Genomic DNA, 16512 nt, shown 5'->3' on the forward strand with positions numbered 1-16512 from the left:
CCGGCGCCGACCCGGTGTCCGCGCACGCCGCGGCGGCCGGCTCCACGGGGGCCGGCGCCGCGCCCATGGGCGCGGGCGCCGCCGCCGCGCTCAAGGTGGCCGCGGCCGTCGTCGCCGTAGTCATCGGGGGCGTCGCCGTCGATCAGTACAAGGAGTCGCGCACCAGCGCCGCCGGCACGTCGGCGGTTCCGAGCTACTCCTCCGCCTACACGCCGCAGACGCCGGACACGAACGTCTACGACCCCGGCACGGAGGACCCCTACGCGGAGGACACCCCGGAACCAGAACCGGAACCGGAACCGACCGGTCTCGGCGGCACCTGGCAGCGGAGCGACGGGGGCGTCTACGAGTTCGTCGACACCGGCTCGGGCAGCTTCACCCTCACCGGACAGAACCAGTGCGGCGAGACCGAGACGTCGGAGTTCACCGGCGACGGCAGCACCTACAGCGCCCTGCAGTCGGCCTACGACGTCGACGACGAGTGCGGCGCCCCCATCGGACAGGTCCTCTACACCGTCACGCTCGGCTCCGACCAGGACAGCGCGGACCTCACCGTCGGTCTCCCGGCGGACGCGGCCCCGGGGCTGGAGTGCCTGACCTGCGGCTCCTTCACCCTCACCCGACTCTCCTGAAAGGACGTCCCCATGTCCAACTCCATCCGCGTCGGCGGAGACGCCCACGGCCCCGTCGTCGCCGGTGACCGCAACCGTGTCGAGGTCCGTGCCGCCGCCCCGGCGGACCACCCCGCCGGCCCCGTGCAGAACGTCACCGCCGACAACGGGGCCACCCTCTACGCCGTCATGAACGGCAACCAGACCGTCGAGCGGGCCGCCGCCGGCGAGGAGGGGACGGAGGACGGCCCGGCGGCGGGCTGACGGTCGCGGGGCTACCGGGGGAGCACGACGACGTACGCGGCGGGCTCCCGGTCCGCCGCCGCCATCAGGGCCGTACGGACCACCGCCGCCTGGTGCTCCGGGCAGTCCCGGAGCTTCCTCGGCGTGAGGTGGACGACGGTGATGCCCAGCCGCTCCAGGTGCTCCCGCTTGCGGGCGTACCGCGCCCACAGCGCGTCGTCGTCCTGGCGGTGGGCCCGGGTGTCCAGTTCGACGGCGACGGCCTGCTCCGGCCAGTAGGCGTCGAGGCCGCCCAGGTGGGGACCGCCGGGCAGCCGCAGGTCGACGTTCCAGACCGGGTCCGGCAGGCCGTACTCGGCGACCATCCGGTACAGCCGTTCCTCCGCGAGGGCCCGCCCCTCGGCGACGAGGGAGTCCACCGCGTCCACGACGTGCGGCCGGCTCAGCACCCGGGCCCGCCGCAACTCCCGTACGACCGCCGTCGGTTCGCAGTGGCCGCCGCGGACCGCCTCGGTCAGCAGCCGCCGTACCGACGCCGCGTCGGTCAGCCCCGCGACGGCGTCCGCCAGGGCGCGGGCGACCGGCGCCACGGGAATCCCGGTGACGGTCTCGGCTTCGGGCAGCGCGGCCGTGCGGATGACCCGCGCGCACCCCGTCGACCGCAGCCGCCGCAGCCGGGGGACCAGGACGTCGAGGACGGCCAGGGACGGCAGCGGCGGAGCGCCGGCCACGCCGTGCAGGGTCAGCGCCGCCAGCCCGGTGATCATCGCCTCGGCCGGTTCCGTACCGGCGCCGCCGGGACCGGGCTGGGCCGGGACGCCCGGGGCCGGCTCCCCGCCCGGCGCCGCCCCGGTCCGCTCCCGGACGGTGTACAGCAGCACCGCCCGCAACCGCTCCTCGCTGGTCGGCGGAGTCGGCCGGAGCAGCACCACACCGGGGAGGATCCGCTGCCAGGGCCCGCCGGGCCGGCACTGCTCGTCGGTCTCGGCGGCCGTGACGCCGTGCGAGCGGAGCTGGGCCGTGGTCAGGACGCGGCCGGGGCCGGCGGCCAGGTGGTGCAGGGGGCGGGGGGAGAGCGGGGTGTTGTGGGTCATGCGGGGGCGATTCCCGCGTCCGATACGTCCTTTAACCCCTGTTACACGGCTGTCGACATACGAGGACAGGCACGGCCTAAAGGGCAGGTGTCCGGATGCCGAAAACCCCTGGTCCCCCGGGGTGGGGGCCAGGGGTTACGGCACCCGCTGTAACGATGACGCGGCGCCCGAGCCTTGGCCAAAGCTGGGTCGGGTCGCGTCAGGCCGGTTCAGGCCGTGTCAGTCGACGGAACCCGTGTCGCACGCCTGTCCGCGCAGCGCCCGCGCCAGGTCGTCCCGCGCCTCCAGCACCAGCCGCCGCAGGGCGGGCGCGGCCCCCTCGTGCGCCGCGAGCCACGCGTCGGTCGCCGCCAGCGTCCCGGGGGAGTCCTGGAAGGCCGGGAACAGCCCCCGGACCACGTCCATGCCGATCTGGATCGACCGGTCCGCCCACACCCGCTCGATCGCCGCGAAGTACTTCTCGGCGTACGGCGCGGTCAGCTCCCGCTGCGTGGGCTGCTGGAACCCCGCGATGGTCGCCTCGACCAGGGCGTTGGACAGCGCGTCGGACTCCACGACCTGCGCCCAGGCCTGCGCCTTGACCGCCGCCGACGGCCGGGCGGCCAGGCAGCGGACCTGATGGCGCTTGCCGGAGGCGGTGTCGTCCCGGGCCAGTTCGGCGGCCAGCTCCTTCTCACCGATCACGCCGTGCACGGCGAGCGTCTCCAGGAACGTCCAGCGCAGCTCCTGGTCGACGTCGAGCCCCGGCAGCAGGCCGTCCGCGCCGTCCAGCAGCGAGGTCAGCGTCTCGAAGTCGGCCGGGACGGCCGCGACGTGCGCGAAGAACCGGGCCCAGGCGAGCTGGTGCTCGCTGCCGGGCGCGGCGGCGGACAGCCGGGCCGAGGCGCCCTCGGCCAGCCGGCGGCCGGTCTCCCGCCGCCGCTCGGGCGCGGTGTAGTGGGTCGCCGCGGACTCCGCCCAGGCGTGCAGCATCTGCAGCACGCCGATGTCGGACTCCCGCTCGCCGTGGGTCAGCACCAGCTCGATGAAGTCCCGGGCCGGCAGCAGCGCGTCCCGCGTCATGTTCCACAGCGCCGACCAGCACAGCGCGCGGGCCAGCGGGTCGGTGATGTCGCCGAGCCGGGCCCGCAGCGTGGCCAGCGAGGTCGCATCGAAGCGGGCCTTGCAGTACGTCAGGTCGTCGTCGTTGACGAGGACCAGCTCCGGCGCCTGCTCCCCGGCCAGTTCACCCACCACCGTCCGCGCGCCGTCGACATCCGCCTCCGCCCGCGCGTACCGCTCCAGCGCGCCGTTCTCCGTACGCCGGTACAGGCCCACCGCGACCCGGTGCGGGCGCAGCTCGGGGTGCGACTCCGCGGCCTCCTGCACCACCGCCAGCTCGTCGATCCGGCCGTCGGTGGTGAGCAGCACCTGCGGGGTGAGGGAGTTGACCCCGGCGGTCTGGAGCCAGGACCGGGCCCAGGACGCCATGTCGCGTCCGCTGGTCTCCTCAAGGACCGACAGCAGGTCGCCGAGGCGGGTGTTGCCGTAGGCGTGCCGCTTGAAGTAGCGCCGCGCGCCCTCCAGGAACGCTTCCTGTCCGACGTACGCCACGAGCTGCTTGAGCACGCTCGCGCCCTTGGCGTAGGTGATGCCGTCGAAGTTGAGCTTGGCGTCCTCCAGGTCACGGATGTCGGCCGTGATCGGGTGCGTGGAGGGCAGCTGGTCGGCGCGGTACGCCCACGCCTTGCGGCGGTTGGCGAAGGTGATCCAGGCGTCCTTGAACCGGGTCGCGCCGACGTTGGCGAACGCGCCCATGAAGTCGGCGAAGGACTCCTTGAGCCACAGGTCGTCCCACCACTCCATGGTCACGAGGTCGCCGAACCACATGTGCGCCATCTCGTGCAGGATCGTGTTGGCGCGGCCCTCGTACGACGCCCGCGTCACCTTCCCGCGGAAGATGTACTCCTCGCGGAAGGTCACGAGCCCCGGGTTCTCCATCGCGCCGAGGTTGTACTCGGGCACGAACGCCTGGTCGTACTTGCCGAACGGGTACGGGAAGTCGAAGTGGTCGTGGAAGAAGTCCAGGCCCTGCTTGGTGATGAGGAAGACGTCGTCGGCGTCGAAATGCGGCGCGAGGCCCTTGCGGCACATCGCGCCGAGCGGGATCTCCAGCCGGGTGCCGTCCGCGAGGGTCCGCTCGTAGGAGTCGGTGACGTAGTGGTAGGGCCCGGCCACCACGCAGGTGATGTACGTCGAGATCGGCTTCGTCTCCGCGAACCGCCACACCCCGTCGGCCCGTTCACCGGCGCCGTTGCTCCACACCGTCCACTCCTCGGGCGCCCGCACCTCGAAGCGGTACGGCGCCTTCAGGTCCGGCTGCTCGAAGTTGGCGAAGACCCGGCGGGAGTCGGCCGGCTCGTACTGCGTGTACAGGTACACCTCGCCGTCCTGCGGGTCGACGAAGCGGTGCAGGCCCTCACCGGTGCGGGAGTAGGCGCACCGGGCGTCCACCACCAGCTCGTTGTCGGCGGCGAGGTCCTCAAGGACGATCCGGGAGCCGTCGAAGACCTCGCTGGGGTCGAGGTCGCGGCCGTTGAGGGAGACGGCGGTGACGCTCGGCGCGATCAGGTCGGCGAAGCTGCTCGCCCCCGGCTCGTTGCAGCGGAAGCGGACCGTGGTCACGGACCGGAAGGTGCGCGGCCCCGTGCCGGGCGCCTCGCCGACCGCCGACCGCACGTCGAGGGACACCTCGTACCCGTCGACGGACAGCAGGGCGGCCCGCTCCCGGGCCTCGTCACGGGACAGATTCTCACCGGGCACGGACGGCACTCCCTCGGTCGTGTTCAGTATGCGGACAGGACCGATCCTCCCATGTGCCCCTGACGGCGGACAGCGGGGGAATGGCCGGGCGCGCGAGGATGTTGCCGCAGGGGATCACCTGCCCTCAGCACCCGCTCACGAGGAGAGACATGTCGGAGAAGACACCGGTCGACTTCTGGTTCGACCCGCTGTGCCCCTGGGCCTGGATGACCTCCCGCTGGGTGCTGGAGGTGGAGAAGGTCCGCGACATCCAGGTCCGCTGGCACGTGATGAGCCTCGCCGTGCTCAACGAGGACAAGCTCGACGAGCTGCCCGAGGAGTACCGGGAGATGCTGGAGACCAAGGCGTGGGGCCCGGTCCGCGTCGTCGTCGCGGCCCAGGAGGAGCACGGCCCGGAGGTCCTCGGTGACCTCTACACCGCGCTCGGCACCCGCTTCCACAACCAGGGCGAGGGCCCGACCAAGGAGGCGACCGCCGCCGCGGTGAAGGACGCGGGCCTGCCCGAGTCCCTCCTCGACCACTGGGACGCCACCCCCTACGAGCCGCAGCTGCGCGCCTCCCACCAGGAGGGCATCGACAAGGTCGGCCAGGAGGTCGGCACCCCCGTCATCGCCGTCCCCGGCGCCGACGGCGAGCAGGTCGCCTTCTTCGGCCCGGTCGTCACCCCCGCCCCGAAGGGCGAGGAGGCCGCCCGCCTCTGGGACGGCACCCTCGCGGTCGCCTCGGTCCCCGGCTTCTACGAGATCAAGCGCACCCGCACCAAGGGCCCGGACTTCAGCAACCTGTAGCCACCACGCTCACTCAGGACGGCGGCCCGCTCCACGATCCGTCCGGGCAGCGGGCCGCCCGGTCTCAGACCAGACAGTGCGCCGTCGACCGGCCGCGCGCCCAGCGCGCCACCTCCTCCGCCGCCGACCGTGCCGCCTTCTCGGCGACCGCCCGGGTGGACCCGGCCAGGTGCGGGGTGAGCACCACCCGGTCGGCGAAGCCGAACAGCCGGGAGCCGTCCGGCACCGGCTCCCGCGCGTAGGTGTCCAGCGCCGCCGCCGAGACCCGGCCGCTCTCCAGCGCGTCGCACAGCGCGTCCTCGTCCAGCAGGTCCCCCTGGGCCGCGTTGACGACCACGGCCCCGGGCGGCAGCAGCGCCAGCTCCCGGGCGCCGATCAGCCCGCCGGTGCCGGGGGCGAGCCGGGCGTGCAGGGTCAGCACCCGGGACCGGGTGAGGAGTTCGTCGAGGGAGGCCACCCGCAGGCCGTGGATCTCGCCGCGGACGTACGGGTCGTGGACCATCACCTGGGCGCCGAACGCGCACAGCACCCGCGCGACCCGGCCGCCGATCACGCCGTGGCCGACCAGTCCGACGGGCAGGTCCTCCAGTTCCAGTCCGGTGCCCTCGTAGCCGGTGCGGACCGCGCCCGCCCAGTCGCCGCGCCCGGCGAGCAGTTCGTGGGTCTGCGGGATGCGGCGCAGCGCGGCCAGCATCAGGCCGAGCGCGTACTCGGCGGTGGCGGCGGCCTCCGGGCGGGGGATGCGGCAGACGGTGACGCCGCGGGCCTTGGCCGCGTCCAGGTCGGCCTCGGCCGAGCCGCCGGGGCAGATCACGACGAGCCGCAGCTCCGGGCGGGCGTCCAGGACCCGAGCGGTGACCGGCCCCTCCCGGGTGACCAGCACCCGCGCTCCCGCCAGCGCCTCGATCAGCCGCTCCTCGGTGGTGCCGTCGGTCAGTTCGCGCACCTCGGGAGGGTGTTCGCGCAGTGCGTCACCGACCGCTCGGGCGATCAGCGAGGGCCGGAGGAAGTCGTCGCCGGCGGCGACGACGCGTAAGGGGTCCATCATCGGGGGGTTCTCCCGTCTGTCCGTCGCTCCTCGGTCGCGCTGTGCCCGTACGGCTGTGCTCACGCGGCTGTGCTCGTACGGCTGTGCTGCCAGTGACCTTGGGTGCGGTACGGCCGGGACGTCAATGGCCCGGTCGGACCGGTCCGGACGGGAACGCGGGAAACCCCCGCGAGTCAGGTCCTCGCGGGGGCTCCCTCTCTTCCGCCCGCCGTCGTGAAGGGTGAGAAGACGATCACGAGGCAGGACGTTCGGTGCGCCTCAGGGCGCCGGCAGCAGCACGTTCGTACGGGCGGCGGCGGCCTCGTACCGGCGGGCCACGTCCTGCCAGTTCACGACCTGCCACATGGCCTCGATGAAGTCGACCTTCTGGTTCTTGTACTGGAGGTAGAAGGCGTGCTCCCAGGCGTCGAAGACCAGGATCGGCACCGAGCCCTGGCCGACGTTGCCCTGGTGGTCGTAGACCTGCTCGACGATCAGGCGGCCGCTCAGCGGCTCGTAGGCGAGGACGCCCCAGCCGGAGCCCTGGGTGGTCGCCGCGGCCTTGGTGAGCTGCGCCTTGAACCCGGCGAAGGAGCCGAAGGACTCGGCGACGGCGTCCGCGAGCCCGCCCACGCCGTCGGCGGCCAGCGGCTCGCCGCCGCCGTCACCGGTCATGTTGTGCCAGTAGATCGAGTGCAGGATGTGCCCGGACAGGTGGAAGCCCAGGTTCTTCTCCAGGCCGTTGATCGCCCCCCACTGCTCCTTGTCGCGCGCCTCGGCGAGCTGTTCCAGGGTGTCGTTGGCGCCCTTCACATAGGCGGCGTGGTGCTTGTCGTGGTGCAGCTCGATGATCTCGGGGCTGATCACGGGGGCCAGCGCGGAGTAGTCGTACGGCAGTTCAGGAAGCGTGTAGACGGGCATGGCGGATCCCCTCCGACCTCTTATTGCAAAAGGCTTGCAACTGCACGCTAGCAGCAGAATGCCCCCGGGGAGGGTCCCCGGGGGCAGAAGAGGAAGGGTGTCGGTCAGCCGCGCGACCGACGGTCAGCCACGCGACCGCCGCTGCCACGCGTAGCCGGCCGCCGCCAGCACCGCCGTCATCGCGCCCGTCGAGTACAGCTGCACCCGCGTGTCCGGCTCCCGGGCCATCAGCACGAAGACCGCCGCCATGCCCGCCAGCGCCAACCAGGTCAGCCACGGGTACGCCCACATCCGCACCACGAGCCGCTCCGGCGCCTCCCGCTCCAGCTGCCGCCGCAGCCGCAGCTGGGCCGCGGCGATGAAGATCCAGACGACCAGGATCACCGCGCCGATCATGTTCAGCAGCCAGGCGAAGACGTCGTCCGGCCGCCAGTAGCTGAGCAGCACGCAGCCGAACCCGAACAGGGAGGAGACCAGCACGGCCGTGCGCGGCACCCCGCCCGACACCCGGCCCAGCGCCTTCGGGCCCTGCCCGCGCTCCACCAGCGAGAAGGCGATCCGCGAGGAGCCGTAGATGTTGGCGTTCATCGCGCTGAGCAGGGCGACGAAGACGACCACGTTCATCAGCTGCCCGGCGCCGGGGATGCCCAGCTCGTCCAGGGCGGCGACGTAGGGGCCCTTCTCGACGACCTCGGCGGAGTCCCACGGGACGAGGGTGACGATGACCGCCATCGAGCCGATGTAGAACAGCGCGATCCGCCACATCGCGGTGCGCACCGCGCTCGCCACGCCCTTGACCGGGTTCTCCGACTCGGCGGCGGCGATCGTCACCGTCTCCAGGCCGCCGTAGGCGAAGACGGAGGCGAGCAGACCGATGATCAGGCCGTCGCCGCCGTTGGGCAGGAAGGGGGTGAGGTGGCCGGTGCCCGGGGCCTCGGTGCCCGGCAGCACCCCGGTGATCGCCAGCACGCCCAGCACCAGGAAGAGGGTGATCGCGCCGACCTTCAGCGCCGCGAACCAGAACTCGAACTCGCCGAAGTTCTTCACCGCCGCCAGGTTGGTGCCGCAGAACACCACCATGAACAGGGCGACCCACAGCCACTCGGGCGTGCCCGGCAGCCAGCCGCTGACGATCTGCGCGGCCCCGATGCCCTCCAGGCCGACCGCCGTGCAGAGCAGCACCCAGAACGCCCAGCCCGCCGTGAACCCGGCCCAGGGCCCGATCGCCCGCTCGGCGTGCGCGGAGAACGACCCCGACGACGGATAGGCGGCCGACATCTCGCCGAGCATCCGCATCACCAGCATGACGAGCAGCCCGGAGAGCGTGTACGCGATGACGATCGAGGGCCCGGCGGCGGCGATGCCGGCGCCGGACCCGACGAACAGCCCCGCCCCGATCACGCCGCCCAGGGCGATCATCGACAGGTGGCGCTGCTTGAGGCCGTGGGACAGTTCCCGGGACGGCGTCCCGGTGGTGGTGCTGGGCATGGGCGCGGCCCGTCCCTTGCTGCGAGGGGGCAAAAACGACAACAGTCTGGGCGGACTCACAGCGGGGACGAGGTGACCGCCCAGTATGCGGACGATCGTATTCCGGAGGGTGATGTTCCGGTTACCCGGCGACGGGCGTGGCGACGGACGTGGCGACGGACGTGTAGTGCGAGGCGTCGCCCTCGATGACGTACGACCGCTTGCCGTCGACGGAGACGGGGACGTCCCCGGCGACCGTCACCCGGTGCAGCCGGCGCGGCAGCCGGTCGAAGTTGTCGACGGCGTAGTGCTGGGTGATGCGGTTGTCGAAGAGCACCAGCTGGTTCGGCGACCAGCGCCAGCGCAGTAGGTGCTCGGGACGGGTGACGTATCCCTGGAGCAGGTCGAGGAGCGTCCGGGACTCGCCGGTGGACAGGCCGACGATCCGCTGCGCGAACCCGCCGATGAACAGGCCCCGCTCACCGGTCAGGGGATGGACGCGGACCACCGGGTGGGCGGTGCGGTACTTGATCGAGGTGAACGTGGCGCGCCGGGCGGCCTGCTCCTCGTCGACCGTCTCCGGCGGCACCGCGTAGTCGTAGTCGTTGGTGTGCTCCGCCCACAGGGTGTCCGCCAGCCGCCGCAGCGGCTCGGGCAGCGCCCGGTAGGCGGCGGCGGAGTCGGCGATCAGGGTCTCCCCGCCGTACGGCGGGACGGTGATGCTGCGCAGGGTGCTGGCCTGCGGCGGATTCAGGACGAACGTGACGTCGGTGTGCCAGTGGTTGGCGACGCCCAGCTCGGTGTCGACGGGCAGCACGTTCGGGGAGCCGTCGACCGCGCCCACCGTCGGATGCGCGGAGGTGACCTCCCCGAAGTGCCGGGCGAACGTCTCCTGGCTCTCGTCGTCGAGGTCCACGTCGTCGAAGACCAGCGCCTTGTGGGCGCTCAGCGCCTCCCGCAGGGCGGCGACGACGGCGTCGTCCAGGGGCTTGGCGATCTCGACGCCGGTGACGCGGGCGCCGATGTGCGCGGTGACCTTGCTCAGTTCGATGCCGGACATGTGCGGGTCCTTTCACACCAGGGCGGGAACGGTGACGTGCTGGTTGGCGGGGCGCGGCAGGCCGTAGCGCTCCCGCAGGGTGCGGCGCCCGCCGTACTCGGCGCGCAGCAGACCGCGGGCACGCAGCAGCGGCACGACGTGGTCGACGAAGGCGTCCAGGCCCGAGGGCAGGACGGCGGGCATGATGTTGAAGCCGTCGGCGGCGCCGGAGCGGAACCACTCCTCGACCGTGTCGGCGACCTGCTCGGGTGTCCCCGCGAAGGTGAGGTGCCCGCGCCCGCCGCCGAGCCGCCCGATCAGCTGCCTGACGGTGAGCCGCTCGCGCCGGGCCAGCTCCACCACCAGCGTGTACCGGCTCTTGGCGCCCTCCACGGCGTCCTCCGGCGGCAGGTCGTCGGGGAGCGGCCCGTCCAGCCGCAGCGTGCCCGGCGGCCGGTGCAGCAGGTGCTCCAGGCGGCGCACCCCGTGCTCGTGCACGATGTGCTCCTCAAGGACCCGCTCGTGGTGCCGGGCCTCGGCCTCGGTCGACCCGACGACCGGGACGATCCCCGGCAGCACCTTCAGGTGGTCCGGGTTCCGGCCCGCCGCCTCCGCGCGCGCCTTGAGGTCGGCGTAGAAGGACCGCGCCCCGTCGAGGGTCTGCTGCGCGGTGAACACCGCCTCCGCGTACCGCGCCGCGAACCGCTTGCCGTCCTGCGACGACCCGGCCTGCACCAGCAGCGGATAGCCCTGCGGCGAGCGCGGCACGTTCAGCGCGCCCTCGACCCGGAAGAACCTCCCCGCGTGGCGCGGCGGGTGCAGCCGCGTGCCGTCGCCCCACACCCCGGCCGCCTTGTCCGCGACGACCAGGTCGTCCTCCCAGCTGTCCCAGAGCTTCAGCGCCACGTCCACGAACTCCTCGGCCCGCGCGTACCGCTCGGCGTGCGCCGGCTCGCCGTCCAGGCCGAAGTTGCGGGCCGCCTCCGCGCCCGCGGTGGTGACGATGTTCCAGCCGGCCCGGCCGCCGCTGATGTGGTCCAGGGAGGCGAACCGCCGGGCCAGGTTGTACGGCGAGTTGTACGAGGTGGACGCCGTGGCGATCAGCCCGATGTGCTCGGTGGCGACGGCCAGCGCGGTGAGCAGGGTGACCGGCTCCAGCGAACCGGACGGCCGCTGCCCGACGTCGTTGAAGAGGACCGGGCCGTCGGCCAGGAAGAGCGAGTCGAAGGTGCCGCGCTCGGCGGTCCGCGCCAGCCGCGCGTAGTGCGCGAGGTCGACGTGCGCGTGCGGGTCGCTCTCCGGCAGCCGCCACGACGCCTCGTGGTGCCCGGTGTTCATCAGGAACGCGTTGAGGTGCAGCTGACGTGCGCTCATCGGTGGTCCTCCGTGACGCCGAGCGCGGCCAGCAGCCGCTCCCGGTACTCGCCGAGCAGGGGGTCGCGGTACGAACGCGGATGCGGCCGGTCGATGGTCAGGTCCACGCCGATGCGGCCCTCCTGGAGCACCAGCACCCGGTCGGCCAGCACGATCGCCTCGTCCACGTCGTGGGTGACCAGCAGCACCGAGGGCCGGTGCCGCTCCCACAGCTCCCGCAGCAGCCCGTGCATCCGGATCCGGGTCAGCGCGTCCAGCGCGCCGAAGGGCTCGTCGGCCAGCAGCAGCTCCGGCTCGCGGACCAGCGACCGGGCGAGTGCCGCGCGCTGCGCCTCGCCGCCCGACAGCTCGCTCGGCCAGGCCCGCTCCCGCCCCGCCAGACCCACCTCGGCCAGGGCCGCCCGGCCGCGCTCCCCGGCGTCCTTGTCGGCCAGTCCCAGCAGTACGTTGGGCAGCACCCGGCGCCAGGGCAGCAGCCGGGAGTCCTGGAAGACCACCGACACCCGCTCGGGCGCGATGAGCGTGCCGTCGCCCGCCACCCCGTGGTCGAGGCCCGCGACCGCCCGCAGCAGGGTGCTCTTGCCGGAGCCGCTGTGCCCGAGCAGCGCCGTGAACTGCCCGGCCGGCAGGTCGAGGTCGATGGAGTCCAGCACCGTGCGGTCGCCGAAGGACCGGGTCAGGCCCTTCAGCCGGACCGCCGGACGGGTCAGCTGCTCAGTGTGCGGCGCCATGCCAGCACCCTCCGTTCCAGAGTCCGGACCACCGTGTCGGAGACCAGGCCGAAGATGCCGTAGACGACCAGGCCGACGAGGATCACGTCCGTCTGGCCGTAGTTCTGCGCCTGGAACATCATGTAGCCCAGCCCGCTGGTGGCGTTGATCTGCTCCAGGACGACCAGGCCCAGCCAGGAGCCGGTCACCCCGAGCCGCAGCCCGACGAAGAAGCCGGGCAGCGCGCCGGGGACGACGACCTGCCGGACGAACGCGAGCCGGGACAGGCCCTGCACCTCGGCCAGTTCCACGAACCGGTGGTCGATGCCGGAGAGCGCGGCGTGCGTGTTGAGGTAGATCGGGATGTACACGACGATGGCGATGATCGCGATCTTGAACGTCTCGCCGATGCCCAGCCAGAGGATGAACAGCGGGATCAGACCCAGCGTCGGGACGGCCCGGTTGAGCTGCACGGTCCCGTCGATCAGCGCCTCACCGGCCCGGCTCAGCCCGGAGACCAGCGCCAGCACCACGCCCGCGGCCAGCCCGATCACGAAGCCGGTACCGGCGCGCCGCAGGGAGGTCAGGACGTCGTTCGGCAGGGTGCCGTCGGTCCACAGGTGGGCGCCGCTCTCCAGCACCGTCCACGGCGCCGGGATCGCGCCCGGGTCGAGCAGCTCCGCGGCGGACGCGGCGGCCCAGACGGCCAGCAGCACGAGGGGGCCGAGCAGCCGGACGGCTGGCACCCGGCGGCCGGGCGCCAGCCGCTTGCGGCGCCGGACCCGGGGGCCGTCCGCCGCGGTCGTCGCGGGCGCCGCGGTGGTCGTGGTCACGGCGCTCACCTCCGGTACTCCGCCGGCACGGCCTTCGCCGCGACGGCCTCGAAACGCCGGTCGAAGAGCGGTTCCACGTCGAACTCGTCCACGTAGCCGCCCTCCGCCAGCAGGTCCGCGGTCTCCTGCTCCCAGCGCACCGCCTCGTCCCAGCTCGGCGGGAAGAGCGGCTTGTTGGCCAGCTCGGTGATCGACTCGGCCTGGGCGAGGGTCAGGTTCTGCGTCTCCACGTAGAACTCCCGGTTCCATTCGTCGGGATGCTCGTACTCCCACACCGCGCTCTTCGCCCAGAACGGGATGTACGCGGCGACCGCGGCGGCCTTCGCCCGGTCGGCCAGCACCGAGGCCGGCGCCCACAGCAGGTTCAGCAGGTCCACCACGTCGGTCTCGATGACCCGGGCGCCTCTCGCCCCGTACTGCTTCAGGTACGAGGGGACCTGCGACGTGCCGAGCGGGGCGATGTCGACCTGGCCGGACTGGAGGGCGGTGAGGAACTGGTTGCTGGTCAGCGGCACCAGCTCCGCGTCGTCGTAGGCGAGCCCCGCCTCCTTCAACGCGCGCAGCAGCACCACGCCCTGGGCCTGGCCCTGCGAGAAGGCGAGCCGCCTGCCCTTGAACCCGGACACGTCGCGGATGTCGCTGCCGGGCCGGGTGGCGAACAGGTAGATCGGCTTGCGGGTGATGTTGATCGCCACGATCTTCGCGTCGTAGCCCTGGTAGTGGGCCTGGATCGGCGGGATGCCCGCGTTGTTGGCGACGTCCAGGGAGTTGGCGCGGAAGGCGTTGATGACGTCGGGACCGGCGCCGATGTTCAGCCAGTCGGCCACCTCGAACGGCAGCTCGCCGAGGCCCGCGAGCTTCAGCCGCACCTCCTGCGCGTTCTGGTACGAGGCGATCTTCAGGCTGGTCCCCGCCGGGACCTTCGAGGCGAGCGGGGCGCGGGTGGCGGAGGTGTCGGTCGCGGCGCTGCTGTCCGCACAGCCGCTCAGACCGGCGGCCGCGGCGGTGACACCGAGCAGGGACGTCAGGAAGAGGCGTCGGTCGACGCCCCCGGACACGGACAGGGGTGGGGAAGGCATGGCGGAACTCCCGGGCAGCGGAAAGCCGGTGAGGAAAGGGAGGAACAGAGGGGAGAAGAGGGCGCTCCGGACGCGTCAGAGGCGTCGGTGTGTCAGCAACAGAAGGTGCGACAGTTCAGAAGCGGGCTCATGACGACGATGCTCCAAGCGGGGCGTGACCCGTGTCAACATTCCGAGTTTCTGAATTAAATGGCCACAGGTGAGACGCCCAACGGGTCCCGGTAGAGGTCGTCCAGGACCACCGCGCCGCCCGCCACGGCCAGCGGCGAGGTGCGGAAACTGCCCGGCGCCACCGCCTCCGCCCGCTCCGCCCCGACCTCGGCGCGCAGCGCGGCCAGGCAGTCCTTCCGGTGCATCGCCCCGATCTCCGTCACGACGACCCGCTCCGGATTGAGGACGTCGAGGAGCAGCCCCACCGCCCGGCCCACCCGCCGCGCCCGGTCCACCAGCAGCGCGGTGGCCACCCGGTCGCCGTCCGCCGCCGCAGCGAGCACGTGCATCGGATTGACCCCGGAGATCACCCCCGCCTCCCGGGCCCGCCGGCAGAGCGTCCGCTCGCTCAGCTCCACCTGGAGGCAGCCGGTACGTCCGCACCCGCAGGGTTCCGTACCGCCCGGCACCGGCAGATGGGCGATGGCCCCCGCCTGCGAACGCGGCCCGTGGTGCACCTCGTCGTTGGTGGCGAACGCCGCGTCGACCACGTTGCCCACGAACAGGTGCAGCACGCTGCGGCTGCCCCGCTCCCGCCCGAACAGCCGCTCCGCGTTCACCAGCGCCCGCGCGTGCCCGTCCACCTGCGCCGGCAGCCCGGTCGCCGCGCCGAGCGCCTCCCGCACCGCCACCTCCCGCCAGCCCAGCAGCGGATGCTCCACGACGGTCCCCGCCGCCCGGTCCACCCAGCCGCCGGCCGCGAACCCCACCCCCAGCGGCACCCGCCCCTCGGCCTCCTCCAGCAGCCCGCGCAGCCCGTCGGCGGCCCGCGCCAGCACCCGGCGCGGCTCCGTCCCGTCGCCTGTCCCGTGCTCCAGCCGCCGCTCGGCCAGCACCCGCCCGCGCAGGTCCAGCAGCGCTACCGTCGTGTACGGCACCGCCACATGCACCCCGCCCACCACCAGCCGCCCGGTGTCCACGTCCACCGGCAGGTGCGGCCGGCCCACCCCGCCCGACCGCAGCGGCGCCGGCGCCTCCCGGATCAGCCCGAGCCGCGTGAGCCGCCCGCAGTGGTCGGTCACCGAGGCCGGCGACAGACCCGTCAGCCGGGCGACGGTGCTGCGCGCCACCGGCCCGTGCTCCAGCACGGACCGCAGGACGACACCGGCACTGGTACGCAGCCGGCCGCTGTCGGCGACACGGGGAACGGGAGAGGTCAGTGGACGTGCTGCCGCGGTACGGGGCATGGGGACTTCCTCGGGGCCTCGGGTCCTCGCAGGGCAACGAGTCCGGCACCGGGCGCTCGGGCGCGCGCCGCGCCGGCTCGACGGACCGGGGCCCGTCGGAGAACCGCTCCGCCGGGCCCCGCTCAGCCGCGGCGACAGACGGCCGTGCCCACGCGCCGCAGATCGACATGGCGACGCGAGGAGAAGTTCCGGGCCTGGGCGACCATGCGCCCGAAGCTAGCAAAGCGGCCCGGCCCTGCCCAGACGGCGACCGACGGGCGAGACGCCCCGGCGAGCCGCGTCCGCGCCGCCCGCCGCGAGCCGCGTCCGCGCCGCGAGCCGCGTCCGTGCCGTCGCCGCGCGAGCCACGTCACGGGTGCCGAGTGAGCGGAGTCACGTCCGCGCGGGTGTGGCGGGGCGTCGTTGTCCGAAGCCGACCAAGTCCCCGTCACCGCCTTTGTCGGGCACCGACGGTGATCCGTGTCAGTGCGGCGGTATAGCGTCACGGTGTCCTGAACTGCCCACCCCGTCCACGGAGGCCCCATGAGCACCGCCACCGTCCTCGCCCGCCCCGGCCGGGTACTCGCCGACCTGCTCCCGGCCTCCCGCGTCCGCGACGCCGCGCTCGTCGTCGGCGGCGCCGCGCTGACCGGCGTGGCCGCGCAGATCGCCGTGCCCGTGCCCGGCTCCCCGGTGCCCGTGACCGGCCAGACCTTCGCCGCGCTGCTCGTCGGCACGGCCCTCGGCGCCGGCCGCGGCGTGCTCTCCCTCGTGCTGTACGCGCTGGCGGGCATGGCGGGCGTGCCGTGGTTCGCTCAGGGCGGCTCCGGTATGTCCATGCCGTCGCTCGGCTACGTCTTCGGCATGATCATCGCCGCCTCGGTCATGGGCGCGCTGGCCCGCCGCGGCGCCGACCGCTCCGCCTGGCGCACGGCCGGCGCGATGCTGCTCGGCGAGGCGATCATCTACGCCGTCGGCGTGCCCTACCTGGCCCTGTCCACCGGCATGTCGGCCGGTGCCGCGATCGCCGCGGGCCTCACGCCGTTCCTGATCGGCGACGCCGTGAAGGCGGCGCTGGCGATGGGCGTGCTGCCCACCGCGTGGAAGCTGGCCGACCGCCGCTGACGCGGTACCCGACGTACACGAGG

General features: G+C 73.3%; 14 protein-coding genes and 1 pseudogene. 4 read left to right on the forward strand and 11 right to left on the reverse strand.

Features of this window, described 5'->3' with window-relative positions; all coding sequences use genetic code 11:
- Together UW392_RS01735 and UW392_RS01740 are read left to right on the forward strand one after the other, a co-directional pair.
- A pseudogene (locus tag UW392_RS01735) lies at window positions 1-632 on the forward strand (hypothetical protein); the annotation flags it as partial.
- 12 nt (window positions 633-644) lie between these two features.
- Window positions 645-875 (forward strand): hypothetical protein, encoded by a 231-nt coding sequence (locus tag UW392_RS01740; RefSeq protein WP_320773026.1) that lies wholly within the window; start codon window positions 645-647, stop codon window positions 873-875.
- Window positions 876-886: 11 nt separating this feature from the next.
- On the opposite strand, the gene UW392_RS01745 is transcribed toward UW392_RS01740, so the two are convergent.
- Both UW392_RS01745 and pepN read right to left on the reverse strand, forming a co-directional pair.
- Window positions 887-1948, reverse strand: coding sequence for a hypothetical protein (locus UW392_RS01745; RefSeq protein ID WP_320773027.1), 1062 nt, complete (start codon window positions 1946-1948; stop codon window positions 887-889).
- Between the two features lie 219 nt (window positions 1949-2167).
- A complete protein-coding gene (gene pepN / locus UW392_RS01750) occupies window positions 2168-4750 on the reverse strand; it encodes an aminopeptidase N (RefSeq protein ID WP_320773028.1) in 2583 nt (860 codons plus the stop codon).
- A 149-nt stretch (window positions 4751-4899) separates the two neighbouring features.
- Between pepN and UW392_RS01755 the strand changes: the two genes are divergently transcribed.
- Window positions 4900-5538 carry a DsbA family protein gene (locus UW392_RS01755; RefSeq protein ID WP_320773029.1) on the forward strand — a complete coding sequence of 213 codons (639 nt, stop codon included), beginning with the start codon at window positions 4900-4902 and terminating at the stop codon, window positions 5536-5538.
- 64 nt (window positions 5539-5602) lie between these two features.
- On the opposite strand, the gene UW392_RS01760 is transcribed toward UW392_RS01755, so the two are convergent.
- The 9 genes from UW392_RS01760 to UW392_RS01800 all read right to left on the reverse strand — a co-directional run bounded on the left by UW392_RS01760 (window position 5603) and on the right by UW392_RS01800 (window position 15385).
- A complete protein-coding gene (locus UW392_RS01760) occupies window positions 5603-6586 on the reverse strand; it encodes an NAD(P)-dependent oxidoreductase (RefSeq protein WP_320773030.1) in 984 nt (327 codons plus the stop codon).
- 258 nt (window positions 6587-6844) lie between these two features.
- Window positions 6845-7486 (reverse strand): superoxide dismutase, encoded by a 642-nt coding sequence (locus UW392_RS01765; protein ID WP_320773031.1) that lies wholly within the window; start codon window positions 7484-7486, stop codon window positions 6845-6847.
- A 123-nt stretch (window positions 7487-7609) separates the two neighbouring features.
- Window positions 7610-8974 (reverse strand): amino acid permease, encoded by a 1365-nt coding sequence (locus UW392_RS01770; protein ID WP_320773032.1) that lies wholly within the window; start codon window positions 8972-8974, stop codon window positions 7610-7612.
- A gap of 121 nt (window positions 8975-9095) precedes the next feature.
- A complete protein-coding gene (locus tag UW392_RS01775; RefSeq protein ID WP_320773033.1) occupies window positions 9096-10013 on the reverse strand; it encodes a TauD/TfdA dioxygenase family protein in 918 nt (305 codons plus the stop codon).
- Window positions 10014-10025: 12 nt separating this feature from the next.
- Window positions 10026-11366: an LLM class flavin-dependent oxidoreductase gene (locus tag UW392_RS01780; RefSeq protein ID WP_320773034.1), complete on the reverse strand. Its 1341-nt coding sequence runs from the start codon at window positions 11364-11366 to the stop codon at window positions 10026-10028.
- The gene (locus UW392_RS01785; protein ID WP_320773035.1) at window positions 11363-12097 is read right to left on the reverse strand and encodes an ABC transporter ATP-binding protein; all 735 of its coding nucleotides are present in this window, start codon (window positions 12095-12097) and stop codon (window positions 11363-11365) included. The genes UW392_RS01780 and UW392_RS01785 overlap by 4 nt, the downstream gene beginning before the upstream one ends.
- Window positions 12073-12918 carry an ABC transporter permease gene (locus tag UW392_RS01790; RefSeq protein WP_320773036.1) on the reverse strand — a complete coding sequence of 282 codons (846 nt, stop codon included), beginning with the start codon at window positions 12916-12918 and terminating at the stop codon, window positions 12073-12075. The genes UW392_RS01785 and UW392_RS01790 overlap by 25 nt, the downstream gene beginning before the upstream one ends.
- Window positions 12915-13988 (reverse strand): ABC transporter substrate-binding protein, encoded by a 1074-nt coding sequence (locus UW392_RS01795; RefSeq protein WP_320773037.1) that lies wholly within the window; start codon window positions 13986-13988, stop codon window positions 12915-12917. Before UW392_RS01795 ends, UW392_RS01790 begins: the two co-directional genes overlap by 4 nt.
- Before the next feature lie 185 nt (window positions 13989-14173).
- The gene (locus UW392_RS01800) at window positions 14174-15385 is read right to left on the reverse strand and encodes an ROK family protein (RefSeq protein WP_320773038.1); all 1212 of its coding nucleotides are present in this window, start codon (window positions 15383-15385) and stop codon (window positions 14174-14176) included.
- A 522-nt stretch (window positions 15386-15907) separates the two neighbouring features.
- Between UW392_RS01800 and UW392_RS01805 the strand changes: the two genes are divergently transcribed.
- Window positions 15908-16489, forward strand: coding sequence for a biotin transporter BioY (locus tag UW392_RS01805; RefSeq protein ID WP_320773039.1), 582 nt, complete (start codon window positions 15908-15910; stop codon window positions 16487-16489).
- Window positions 16490-16512: the final 23 nt, after the last annotated feature.

This window comes from Streptomyces sp. CRN 30, from assembly GCF_034105845.1.